Source organism: Nitrogeniibacter aestuarii (assembly GCF_017309585.1).
GTDB lineage: Bacteria > Pseudomonadota > Gammaproteobacteria > Burkholderiales > Rhodocyclaceae > Nitrogeniibacter > Nitrogeniibacter aestuarii.
Genome location: NZ_CP071321.1, coordinates 225,785 through 236,943, shown reverse-complemented (window position 1 = coordinate 236,943; position 11,159 = coordinate 225,785). Strand labels below are relative to the sequence as shown.

The 11,159-nt window shown below is 62.8% G+C and carries 11 protein-coding genes; 1 reads left to right on the top strand and 10 read right to left on the bottom strand.

What is annotated here, in order from left to right; translation table 11 throughout:
• Nucleotides 1-16: 16 nt before the first annotated feature.
• Both J0W34_RS01070 and J0W34_RS01065 read right to left on the bottom strand, forming a co-directional pair.
• A complete protein-coding gene (locus J0W34_RS01070; protein WP_230970364.1) occupies nt 17-703 on the bottom strand; it encodes a hypothetical protein in 687 nt (228 codons plus the stop codon).
• A complete protein-coding gene (locus J0W34_RS01065) occupies nt 700-1,950 on the bottom strand; it encodes a hypothetical protein (RefSeq protein ID WP_230970363.1) in 1,251 nt (416 codons plus the stop codon). The genes J0W34_RS01070 and J0W34_RS01065 overlap by 4 nt, the downstream gene beginning before the upstream one ends.
• Before the next feature lie 570 nt (nt 1,951-2,520).
• Between J0W34_RS01065 and J0W34_RS01060 the strand changes: the two genes are divergently transcribed.
• Entirely contained in the window at nt 2,521-3,573 is a 1,053-nt protein-coding gene (locus J0W34_RS01060; protein ID WP_230970362.1) for a CobW family GTP-binding protein, read from the top strand.
• Between the two features lie 225 nt (nt 3,574-3,798).
• On the opposite strand, the gene J0W34_RS01055 is transcribed toward J0W34_RS01060, so the two are convergent.
• The 8 genes from J0W34_RS01055 to J0W34_RS01020 form a co-directional block, all read right to left on the bottom strand.
• Nucleotides 3,799-4,386 (bottom strand): peptidoglycan-binding domain-containing protein, encoded by a 588-nt coding sequence (locus J0W34_RS01055; protein WP_230970361.1) that lies wholly within the window; start codon nt 4,384-4,386, stop codon nt 3,799-3,801.
• Between the two features lie 7 nt (nt 4,387-4,393).
• Nucleotides 4,394-6,094, bottom strand: a complete 1,701-nt coding sequence (locus tag J0W34_RS01050; RefSeq protein WP_230970360.1) for a hypothetical protein — start codon at nt 6,092-6,094, stop codon at nt 4,394-4,396.
• Between the two features lie 245 nt (nt 6,095-6,339).
• Entirely contained in the window at nt 6,340-7,128 is a 789-nt protein-coding gene (locus J0W34_RS01045) for a metal ABC transporter permease (protein ID WP_230970359.1), read from the bottom strand.
• Nucleotides 7,125-7,685, bottom strand: coding sequence for an ATP-binding cassette domain-containing protein (locus J0W34_RS01040; RefSeq protein ID WP_230970358.1), 561 nt, complete (start codon nt 7,683-7,685; stop codon nt 7,125-7,127). The genes J0W34_RS01045 and J0W34_RS01040 overlap by 4 nt, the downstream gene beginning before the upstream one ends.
• Before the next feature lie 79 nt (nt 7,686-7,764).
• Nucleotides 7,765-8,661, bottom strand: a complete 897-nt coding sequence (locus J0W34_RS01035; RefSeq protein ID WP_230970357.1) for a metal ABC transporter substrate-binding protein — start codon at nt 8,659-8,661, stop codon at nt 7,765-7,767.
• A gap of 10 nt (nt 8,662-8,671) precedes the next feature.
• Entirely contained in the window at nt 8,672-10,066 is a 1,395-nt protein-coding gene (locus tag J0W34_RS01030; RefSeq protein WP_230970356.1) for a TonB-dependent receptor, read from the bottom strand.
• A gap of 112 nt (nt 10,067-10,178) precedes the next feature.
• Nucleotides 10,179-10,553 carry a hypothetical protein gene (locus J0W34_RS01025; protein ID WP_230970355.1) on the bottom strand — a complete coding sequence of 125 codons (375 nt, stop codon included), beginning with the start codon at nt 10,551-10,553 and terminating at the stop codon, nt 10,179-10,181.
• Nucleotides 10,550-11,122, bottom strand: coding sequence for a DUF3299 domain-containing protein (locus J0W34_RS01020; RefSeq protein WP_230970354.1), 573 nt, complete (start codon nt 11,120-11,122; stop codon nt 10,550-10,552). The genes J0W34_RS01025 and J0W34_RS01020 overlap by 4 nt, the downstream gene beginning before the upstream one ends.
• Nucleotides 11,123-11,159: the final 37 nt, after the last annotated feature.

Below are 11,159 nucleotides of genomic sequence, written 5' to 3'. Positions count from 1 at the left end.
CAACGCTTTACGCAGGCTAAATCGCTAGATCATTTGTCGCATTCAACACTCGCACATACTGATCCGACAAGACTTTAAGAAAATTTTTACCCCCGGCAATCTCTTTGACTTGCGCGAGCCCAAAAGGAATTACGCGATCGCCTTTAACTCCATGCAACTGAATCGCGTGTCGATGCTCAGCTCGAAGCACCTTGGATGGAGAGGCAGTAAAAATAATACTGTGATTCGCGCTATGCAACTGCATTATTCCTACCAACTCATTGACCCACTCAGACTTGAATCCTGATGAGTAACATTTAGCCTCTCCGATTAAGTGTGTTTTTGCCGATTTGAATATTGGTATAACAAGAGCCAACGGTCCAACCTGAACCAAGAAATCAATTTCCGAAGTAGTCGACCGAATATTTGCACCAACGCTGATACAGCGACAGCCCTTAAGGAGAGTCAGCATAATCTGCTCTAGCACCTTACCAAGCATAGCCGCCTGCCTCCCTCGAACAGACCGCACTGAAGAATGTGGGTGCGGTTTTGACCGTGATTTCGCGATTTCCTTGGCATCGAGAGATCGGATGTGATCCAACCTATGCAACAAGACTTCTAGGCGGGGAATGTCTGTATCTGAAAGGTAATCATAAATCTGATCGTCAGGGGATATGTCTTTCTCGACAAGATCCCTAATAAATTCATTCATCCCATACGTCATTGCCAAACTCCTTCGAGGTTAGCAACGCGCCGGAACGCCACCTCTATGTTCGCCGGATCAGAGCCATCAATAACGCGACCGCCGTCCGTCTCAACAATAGTCTTTAGTTGCGACAACTCAGTCGTCCAATGATTTGAAAAGCTCTCAAAAACTTCATTGATAGCGATTCGATAGACAGCCTCAATGACACCAGCTTTCATAGCATTTAGCAGCAAAGCTCTTGCTTCTTTTGCCTCTAGTTCAAAACGCTGAGCCAAATTACCAGGCGTGATGATGGTCAACGGCTTCTGACGTGTTATCCAAGATAGGATTGGCTCGTTGTCGGCTCCTGCGCCAGCCTTAGACTGCATGCGACTAGTTTCACTTAAAGTCCTTGCAATCTCATCCACCGAATAGTAACTAGCGGACTCTTTGTTCCAAACAAAGAAAAGCTCAGCTCCAAAATCCCAGAACTTGAGCCGGGTAAATAATTTTTCTTCAAGCCAGAAGAGCACAATCGTGTTTGGCGTAGCGTTACTGAAAGCCAAATTAGCTGCAGCTAACAGATCTTCTTTATTGACACCAGGCAAATGATCCGCAAAAAAATGCGTCAGCGCGCTTTCAATACTACCGGCCTCTGAATTTGCGCTGACATCAATACGCCCAAGAACAGTATCAACGTCTGCACGCATCCTCACTACTCTTTTGTTCCCACCCAAAAGAAAATAGTTCAGTGCTGTTTGAATCCCAATCGATCGGGTTTTCCATCCGAAGCTGGCATTCAGCATTTTCACAAAACTCGCCAAGACCGCCTCATAAGACTCAGCCGTGGAATCGCGAGATCTCGAATTCGAGAAACCCGGATAACTGATCACGAGGAGCTTATCGTCTGGATGAACGCGAACCACGATGGGGTGTCGCGTTACTACGGTTTGTCGCTTCCTGACATCGGTTTCAACTTCAACCCACTCCTTAAGCTCAACATCGTGCTCAAAGGTCAGGGATAGAGTTCGAGAAGATGATAAGTGCGCAAACCTAAATACATAATTTCCATAGCCAAATGAGCGCCCCACTTTCTCGCTATCTAGATTTGACCCAGAAAAAGAATCAAGCCTTATTAAAAGGCAGTGCTTAAACGGCTGAGAACTCTCGGCCTCCAACAAAGCTCTTTCGATTTCTTCAATTGACGCACCTGTCGAAACCACCGCATCCAGGGAAGCAGCATGAGCCTTTAACGATATTTTCTTTTTTGGGGCCAGTCGGTACATCGCCCCACGTATTTGATCTAATGTGAGGGAGTTGAGAAGCGTTTGAACGTAACTCCCATCGCCGTCAACCTGGCGTCGCCTTACGCGCGAACTTTCGCCAGCAACCTCCGAAGTCAATTCTCGCCCCCTAATATTTATTTTCAACTGCTCTTTAGAAGCAACATGTTTAACTCGTTGAGAATATCACGCGACTTCACTTACACCAAGTGGATTGTTGTTATTTATATTTTAAGTTAACGGCAATCTTTACTTAAGTCGTAATGCGATTCATCTCGCGTACAAACCGACAACCAACGGGCATCACTCCGCAACATGTCTCCGCAATACTTCGTCGAAGCCCGCATTGAGCGCAATAACTGAAGGGCATTGCGTCGCATGGGCTCAATAGTGCCTCGCTGAACCATTCGGCGCAATGCCCTTCGGTTATTGCGCTCTACTAGGAACTTGAGACCATTGCCCGACACCTCTCGGCGGGACCGTGCTAGTTTCACAGAATCAATCGAGTGCCTCTAAAAGCCACCGGTTAGTCAGCGTCCTCATAACTCAAACGCCTCAACCCCAAGCCAACCCATGACCACCCACCACCTCATCCCCACCAACATCATCACCGGCTTCCTCGGCGTCGGGAAAACTACCGCCATCAATACCCTGCTCGAGAACCGCCCCGCGGGCGAATCCTGGGCCGTGCTGGTGAATGAGTTTGGGCAGGTGGGCATTGATCAGGAGATGATGCCGGACGGGGACGGGCTGCATATCAAGGAGCTGGCGGGCGGGTGTATCTGCTGTGCACTGGGGCCGTCCCTGCGGGCGACGGTGAAAGACCTGATCGAGCTGGCCCGGCCGGACCGGCTGATCATCGAGCCCACCGGCATCGGCCACCCGGAGGGCATCATCGATGCGCTCACCGGGCCGACCTTCAAGGACAGGCTCGACCTGCGCGCCACCGTGTGCCTGCTCGACCCCCGGGGGCTCGGGGATGAGGAAGTTCTGGACAACAACGTCTTTCACGACCAGCTCAACCTGGCCGATGTGGTGCTGATCAATAAATGCGATCTGGCCGAAGAGGCGCAGATTGCCGCCGCCGAAGCCAGCCTGGGCAACATGTTCCCGCTCAAACAGCATGTGGGCCGCACCACCCGCGGCGTGATCGCCCCCGCCCTGCTCGACCTGGTGCGCAACGGCGAACTGGAATCGCAATTCCCCGAGGCCCATACCCAGGCTCTCCACCCGGCACCGGGCGGCGCCCACCCCTACCAGCAGAAGCGCAGCCCGGTACGCAACGCCGATTCAGTCCCGGTCGCAGCCCCCGCCCCCGAACCCGGCCAGCCGATCCGCAAGACCGGCCAGGGCGCCGGGCTGTTCACCTGCGGCTGGGTGTTCCACCGGAACGACTGCTTCGATTTCTGGAAGCTGGAGGCGGTGTTGAATGCGCTGGAACCCGTCAACCGCATCAAGGGCGTGATCCGCATCGGTGAGGCGTGGGTGTTCTACAACCGGGTGAGGAACGAACACGACTTCGACAAGGTGGCCTACCGGCGCGACAGCCGGATCGAGATCATCAGTCCGCAGGTGCTCGATTGGGATGGCATCGAGCGGGACATGCTGGCGTGTCTTGAAGCATGACGGCGTCAGGTAGGGTGCGTTAGGCGAAGCCGTAACGCACCAAGCGGCGGTGAATAAGCAGATGCTGCCCGAGGTCGAACGCCGTTTGAGACGGCACGCATCGGGCGCGGGGCCGTGTCTCCGATATGGAATGGGGTTCCAGATTGAGACGCCCAATGGTGGGTTACGGCTTACGCCTAACCCACCCTACGCGACTCACCCCACCTGAACGCGGCGAACACCCACTTATTTGCTGCGCAGCAATCGCCACAGGGTCGCCTGATCGGGGAAGCCGGTGGGCTCGAAGCCGATGGACGTCTGGTACTTGGCAATGCCTGAGGACAGTGCCGGGCTGAACTGGCCGTCGGCCTTGCCTTGATAGAGCCCGGCGGCTTTGAGCTTGCGTTGCACCCGCTGGATCAGCTCGGTGTAGTGCTGGGCGTCGCGCCCGTCCTGTTCGATGAGGATCTTGTCGGCGCGGGCCTTGATCCGGTCGGCCTTGAGCTGTTCGAAGAGCTTGTGCACCACTGAGAACACCCGGTCGGTGGGGCGCTCGCGGCAGTGACGGTCGACGATTTCGAGGATCAGCTCGGTGGTTTCGAAGGACAGGATGTCGTAGGTGTCCGGCGTGGCCTGGTTGATGCCGGAGACGTAGCCATCGACCCAGGAGGCGACGATCTTTGAGACATCGGCGCGCGCCGCGTGCTCGCGGGAGAACACGGCGCAGTCGATGAGGCTGGCGCCACGCACGGCGAACTGGTCTTTGCCATCGGCGGCTGCCGCAGGCAGCGACAGGCCGATGCCGAGCAGCAGCAGGCAGGTTTTCAGGGACATGCCGGCATTATGCGCCGATCATGCCCGGCGTCGAAGCAGCGCGGCCACGCCGCTGCGTGGCGCCCCAGCCGATAAGCACAGCGAGCGCCAGCCACAGGGTGCCGGGCTCGGGGACCAGATTGCCGCCCTGCCCGGGATCGGTGGCCAGGGCAAGCAGGATGGGCGAGCCCTGAATCGGGTCGAAACCGCCGAGGCCGAAGGTGTCGCTGAAGATGTCGAACAGGAGCTTGTCGGTCGAGAACAGGGTGTTGTCGAGGCCGAGCAGGTTGTTGAGGCTCAGCGGGTTGAGGCCGAGCACATCGATGCCGCCGACCGAGGCCGTGGCGCCGAGCTTGAGCAGGTCCATCGTGCCTTCGAGCCCGAGATCCAGACCCATGTTGTTGGTCAGGAAGGCGTCGATCCAGAACACCGGGTTGGCGGTGGTGGTCTGGGAAATGGCGATGGCGGGCAGGTCGCTCCATTTACCGGTCCAGGAGGTTTGCGGGCCGATCATGCCGGCGATTTCAACCGGGTTGCTGAAGTTGATGGTGGTCATCAGCGTGGGCGAGAACTCGAAGTCCTGCGCCAGCCCGAGAACCGGCCCGGCATCGACGTCGATCAGGTCGAGTGAGGCGCCGACCTTGAAGACCGGGGTGTCGATGAGGTCGAAGTTGAGGCCGGTCGGGGGCAGGCCCGCAAACATGGTGGCCATGCCGTCCAGATCCACCTGGGCCGACAGCACATCGTCGCGCCCGCTGGAGGTGATCGGCGCATTCGAGCCCGAGCCGCTGGTAGCGATGTCCGGCAACTGTACGGTCAGTTCGGCCATGTCGGCCGTCACCGACGGCACGGGGGGCATGGTGTTGACGATGGTCGCCGCGCCGTTGAGCGTGGTGAGCTTGAAGCCCGGAACCAGGGTGGCACTCAGGCCGCCTTCAAGCGTGAGGCTCTGGTTGAAGAGCGTGGTCTCGGCAATGGGCGCGCCCCCGGGCCCGGCACCGTCGAGCACCTTGATGCTGTTCGGGTCCACCGACAGGATGCGCTGGTTGAGGTCGATGGTCGGCAAGGCGGCGGTGCCCTTGGCCGAACAGCCGAAGGGCACGAGACAGGCCTGGGCGTCGATGGAGCCCGACAGCTGCATGATCGCGCTCATGTAGGCCTCGACCTTGGGCGACTGGCTCTGGATCGTGCCACTGCCCAGTACGCTGGCGGTGTTGAGGCTGAAATACTGCGCCGCCTGGATCTGGTCCGGCACGATGGCCGAGGCGTTGAAATTGGCGGTGGTGTTGATCGAGCCGCTGTCGATGGTGTAGCCGAACTCGAGGCCGACCTTGCCGGAGGTGTGCAGGTTGATCTCGGCGCCCGTGCGGGTGTCGGCGGTCACCGGCGGAATGCCGGGAATGGTCTTGCTGCGGGTGCAACCGCAACCGATGGACGTGAAGCCCAGGTTGATGCGCGGCTCGAACCAGCGAATGGTGTAGTCGTTGGTGCCGGGAATGATGACCGTATTGGGGTCGCCGGCAATGCCGCCGATGGTGGCGGTCTTGTTGCTCCATTGGGTGCCGACAAAGACCGAGTTGGTATTGACGTAGGCGCTGCCGCTACCCCACATCGACTGGTTGGTGCTCTCGAAATTGAGCGCGCCTGCGTCGTACATGACGGCCGCATGGACGGCCGGGACGAGAAGCACGCCCACGAACGATGCGATTGTTCTGAGTGTTGTTCGCATGGTGTTTGTCTCCGTTGTGCGACCGGTAACAGTCGGCAACGACACCCGCAATAACTATGCCTTTAGCAATACCTCCTGAAATTCAATGACTTGGAGTGTGACTTTTTACAAATTTTAATAATTTGTAAAGAATCTCGACGTCATCGGTCGACTATTGGGAGCAGACTCCGGTGTTTTTATACAGGGCGTGCTTATGCTGAAGCGGGCATGCGTCCAGAACCCGGTCAGACCGCTCGCAACGCCATTTATCGCCTCACGCCCCCCCACCGCACCACCAACCCGGCCCCCAGCACCCCCACCACACACACCGGCCCGAAAGGCTGATCCGCGACCAGCGCGACCACGAACGCCGCGGCATAGCCGAGCACGCCGACCATCACCACCTGCCTTTGTGCCTGCCGCCAGCTGCGGGCGCGGTCGAACACGATCCAGGCGGGCACCCAGGTGAGCGCGAAGGCGGCCATGACGCCCAGCGAGAGGATGCCCACCCCCACGCTGATGCCCACGAGCAAGTCGAAACGCCAGTGCGCCCGGCGGGTGTGTGCGCAGGCGCGAGCGAGCACCGGGTGGGCACGGGCCAGCAGCAGCCGCTGGCCGTGGCGGTGGAGCAGTGCCCCGCCGAGGATGGTGATGACCAGCGTGGCGAGGGCGTGGTCGCTGTCGGCGAAATAGAGCTGGCCGTCGAACAGGCCCTGCCCCACGTGCTCGATGGCCGGGTGGTTGGCAAGCAGCAGCACGGCGAGGGACCAGCCGATGAGCAGCATGAGTACATAGGCGCCCATGCCGCCGCCACGGCCCATGCGCTTGGCGACGACGGCGCCCACGCCGGCCGCACCCGCGCCGAGCAGGCCGGGGAGCGCGAACACGCTGGCAGCGAGCGCACCGAGGGCGGCCAACTGGGCGATGCCGAGCACGGCGAGCCATTCGCCCCGCATGCGCAGGTAGAGCCCGAGTAGCGGCAGGCCGATGGCGAGGCCCAGGCCGGTGACGAAGGGCAGGCGAAACAGGGGGTCGAGGAGCAGGTCCCAGTTCATGCCGGCTCCAGGCTCAGACGACGCTGGCGCGCGGCAACCAGACGGCTGTCGTGGGTCACGAGCAGCACCGCCTGGGCGGGATGGGGCTGGGCAAGCCAGTGCTGCAAGGCCCGCACGCCGGCTTCGTCCAGGTTGTTGCTGGGCTCGTCGAGCAGCAGCACGTCGAAGGGCGCGGCGGCGATGGACCAGAAGCGCAGGAACTGGCGTTGCCCGCCGGAGAGGGCATCGAGCCGCTGGTCGAGGCAGGCGCCGAGCGCCGGGGGCAGGCCCGCCGGCGTGGCCTGGGTGAGGCCGAGCAGTTCGCGGCCGCTGAGCGGCAGAGCGTCGAGCGCTTCGCCCGACTGGGCGAGATAGCCCACCCGCGCGCCGGGAGCGAGGTGGAGCTCGCCCCCGAGGCGCAGCGCGGGGTCGAGCAGCGCCTGCAGGAAGGTGCTTTTGCCGACCCCGTTGGGGCCGAGCAGCACCGCCTGCTCACCGGCGATCAGGTCAAGATCGAGCGCGCGGGCAAGCACCTGCCCGCGCCCGAAGCGGAAGGCCGACAGGCGCAGCAGGCTCATTGAACGACCCTCCTGTCGCTGACGCGACATCCTCCCCGGGGGTGGTTCGCGTGCCCTTCGGGCGGCCGGGCGGGCGGGCTCATGGCGCGGCCTTGACGAGGGCAGTGACGATACCGGCGTACCAGTCACGCAAGCCCTGCTCGGTGGCTTCCGCCGGCGCGATGGGCGCATCGAGTACGGGCACGCCGGTGGCCTCGGCCAGCCACTGGTCCGGCGCCTCGCTGGTGTAGGGCGGGCGCAGGATGGCCCGCACCGGGGTGTCGGCCATCTGCGCGCGCAGACCCGCCAGATGGGCCGAGGTGGGCGCCACGCCGGGCTTGGGCTCCAGGGCGCCCAGGCGCTTGAGGCCGAGCCAGTCGGCCAGGTAGGGATAGGCGGTGTGATGCACCACGATGGCCGACCCGCGAAGCGGCGCAGCCTGGGCCGACCAGCCGTCGATGGCGCCCTGCCAGCGGGTGGCGAAGGCGTGCCAGTTGGCATGATAGGCCGAGGCCTGGGCCGGGTCGAGGGCGGCCATGCGCTCGGTGAGCGCCGCACCCACGGTCAGCAACCGCCGGGGGTCTAGCCCGATGTGGGGGTTGCCGGCCGCGTGCACGTCGCCATCGGCCCGGTCGAGGCGCGCGGGGATCTCCAGCAGCGGCACCTGGGCGGCGGCCTCGAAATAGCCCGGCCGCCCGGGCACGGTGGCGGCATTGCCGGCGCTGCGCAGGACCACCGGCAACCAGCCGATCTCCAGCTCGGCGCCATTGGCCACTACCAGATCGGCCGCCCGCGCGCGGGCAATGAGGCTGGGGCGGGCGTCCACATGATGCGGGTCCTGCCGGGCGTGGGTGGCCACGAACACGTCCGCCTCGTTGCCACCGATGATCTGCGCCAGCGCGCCCCATTCTGGGAGCGTGGCGAAGACCTTGAGCCCCGCCCAGGCGGGGGTGGCCAGCGCCATGAGCAGCAGGCCGAAAGAAAGGATGCGTTTCATGCGTGCGCCCTCAGAACGTGTGCGCGCCGTGGGCGCCCAGGCTCATGATGTATTGCAGCCACAGCTGGTTGTCGGTCTCGCCGGCCATGGACTGGTCCCGGGCCCATTGCAGGCGCAGGCGGGCGAACTCGCTAGGGCTCCAGTCGGCCATGAGGGTGGTGCGATGGGGGTTGTGGTCCTCGCGCTCGAGATTGGCGTTGTTCACCCCGTAGTCCTGGGTGCCGGGGTCGAGCCGGTCGTAGCGCAGGCCGACGCGCCATTCGGGCATGAACTGATAGACCGCCTGGGCATACCAGCCGGATTGCCGGGTGAGGTAATCGCTGTCCACACCGCCGTCGCAGGCAGTGCCGGTGGCGCCATTGCATTCCAGATCACCGCGCTCCTTGCGGATGAAGTACTCGCCCTGCAGCTTGAGGTAACGGTCGCGGGCGTTGCCGTCGGGCGCCCATTTCCACACGCCGTCGAGAATCCAGGCCCGGCTGGTGCCACTGAAGTTGGTATGCACCTCTTCGCCGCCCACGTCTTCGAAGTGCGAATGGCGGTCTTCGGCCCGGGCGTTGAGGTAAGACAACCCGGCGCGCCAGCTGTGGCTGGTGCCGACGTCGCCGCCCAGGTGGGCATAGAGCGCGCCGCTGCCCACGCCGTTGGTGTCGCGGTCGGTGCCGGGGAAGTTGGCGCCGCGGCCCACTTCGGCGCCGAATTCCAGATACACCGGGGTGGGTGCCACCCAGCGCAGTTGCAGGCCGTCATTGGCATAGCTGGCGTGCTCGCCGAACAGCGCCTGATACATGAGCGAGGCGTCGGCAAAGTCCCAGGCGTGGGGGTGTTGCTGGTTGGCGTAACCGATGCCGGAGCGGAAGCGACCGCCACGCACGGTGAGCCCGTGGCCGAGGCCGAGGGTTTCGAACCACGCCTCTTCCACTTCGACCTCGCCATCGGCCATGGCGAAGTTGGCCAGGCCGGTGAAGCGGTTGTCGATGTTGGCCGAGAACACCAGTTCGGAATGGTCGATGGAGAAGCCGCGCGACCCGGCGCCATGGGCGTGGTCGTCATCGCCATGCTCGGCCACCGAGGTAAAGCCGCTGATGTGACGCTCGTCGATGTCCTTCATGCGCCGGTACTGGCCCATGAGGATAAGCGAGACGTCGGGATTGAAGCCACCGCCACGGGGGGCGGCATGGGCCACGGGCGCGACGGGCGCAGCGGCGGCCGGGGCCGGGGCCGCCTGCTGTTGCTCAAGCCGGGATTCGAGGTCGGCAAGGCGCTGCTCGTAAGCCGCGCGCAGCTGGCGGATCTCATCGCGCAGGGCCGACAGTTCGGCATCGTCGGCGGCCAGGGCCGGCAGGGGGAAAGACAGGGCGAGCGCCAGGCTGAGGGCCATGCGGCGGGGGGTGGGGGCAAACATCAGGAATTTCTCCGTCAAATCGGTTCGTCGTGCGCCAGGCGCACGAACAGTGACCGGACACGCCCGAAGGCGGGTCCGGCTGGTCGGTTTCAGTCAGGGGAGGTGAAACGACTCAGCCGAGGGGCGGAGAGCGGCTGCGGGGCCGCGCCGGACAGCGGCCGTCCGGCGTACAGGGGGGTGGCGTCCAGCCCGTTCGGGCGGTGGCGTTGAGGCTGATGACCCAGGGCGTGACCGGCATGGCCACGCGGGCCACCTGCCCGGCCACGCAGTCGAAGCAGACGCGGTCTTCGGCGTGGCCCGGCAGGTCGAGGCCGGCGTCATCGAGATCTGACGCGCTGAGCGTTGGCGCGGCACTGCCAAAGCCTGGCAGGTGCTTGAAGGGGTGCAACAACGCCTGGGTGGACGCCAGCACGAGCAGCACGCACAGCAGGCCGAGCCATCGGCGCAGCAGGGGGTGCGGCATCAGGCGGCGGCCGGCAAAGCTCACTGCCCCTCTTCCCGATACGGCTCGACCTCGATGGCGTCGATGCGGTAGCCGGCATCGCCCAGATCAGTCTTGGCGGCGGCGAGGCTGATGATGCCATTGACCCACACCGCGCCCATGTCGGGGCCGACCGGCACGGGTTTACGCGGCTTCACGTACACCACCTGGTTGGCGGGCGGGGGCGGCACATGGATGCAGGCGCCGAAGTACGGCACCAGCAGGAATTCGCGGATTTCCTTGTCGTCGCCTTCGAGGCGCACGAGAAAGCCGGCCATGCGGATCTTCTGGCCCGACAGCGCCGGCACCACCGGGGCCTGCTCCCAGGCCTGCTTGATCTTGTCCATCATCTCGGCGGCACGAGGGTCGTTGTCCTGCAGGGCACTGAGGTCGATTTCCTTGAAGATGGCGTTGGGGTCCCAATCGAGCGGCATGAGGTCGTCGAAGGTGATGGTCTTGTAGCTCCCGGCCGCCTCGGCCGCGGGCTTGGCAAGGCGGTCGCCCACCTGGTAGTCCTCGGCGTGGACGCCGAGGGTCGCCAGACAGATCAGGGTGGATATCAGCACGTGTTTCATATGCAGGTCCATTCAGAGGGGTGAGCGCTCCTCCCCT

Coding starts and splice junctions, on each gene's coding strand:
- J0W34_RS01070 (WP_230970364.1), bottom strand. CDS start 703: ATGACGTATGGGATGAATGAATTTATTAGGGATCTTGTCGAGAAAGAC.
- J0W34_RS01065 (WP_230970363.1), bottom strand. CDS start 1,950: ATGTACCGACTGGCCCCAAAAAAGAAAATATCGTTAAAGGCTCATGCT.
- J0W34_RS01060 (WP_230970362.1), top strand. CDS start 2,521: ATGACCACCCACCACCTCATCCCCACCAACATCATCACCGGCTTCCTC.
- J0W34_RS01055 (WP_230970361.1), bottom strand. CDS start 4,386: ATGTCCCTGAAAACCTGCCTGCTGCTGCTCGGCATCGGCCTGTCGCTG.
- J0W34_RS01050 (WP_230970360.1), bottom strand. CDS start 6,094: ATGCGAACAACACTCAGAACAATCGCATCGTTCGTGGGCGTGCTTCTC.
- J0W34_RS01045 (WP_230970359.1), bottom strand. CDS start 7,128: ATGAACTGGGACCTGCTCCTCGACCCCCTGTTTCGCCTGCCCTTCGTC.
- J0W34_RS01040 (WP_230970358.1), bottom strand. CDS start 7,685: ATGAGCCTGCTGCGCCTGTCGGCCTTCCGCTTCGGGCGCGGGCAGGTG.
- J0W34_RS01035 (WP_230970357.1), bottom strand. CDS start 8,661: ATGAAACGCATCCTTTCTTTCGGCCTGCTGCTCATGGCGCTGGCCACC.
- J0W34_RS01030 (WP_230970356.1), bottom strand. CDS start 10,066: ATGTTTGCCCCCACCCCCCGCCGCATGGCCCTCAGCCTGGCGCTCGCC.
- J0W34_RS01020 (WP_230970354.1), bottom strand. CDS start 11,122: ATGAAACACGTGCTGATATCCACCCTGATCTGTCTGGCGACCCTCGGC.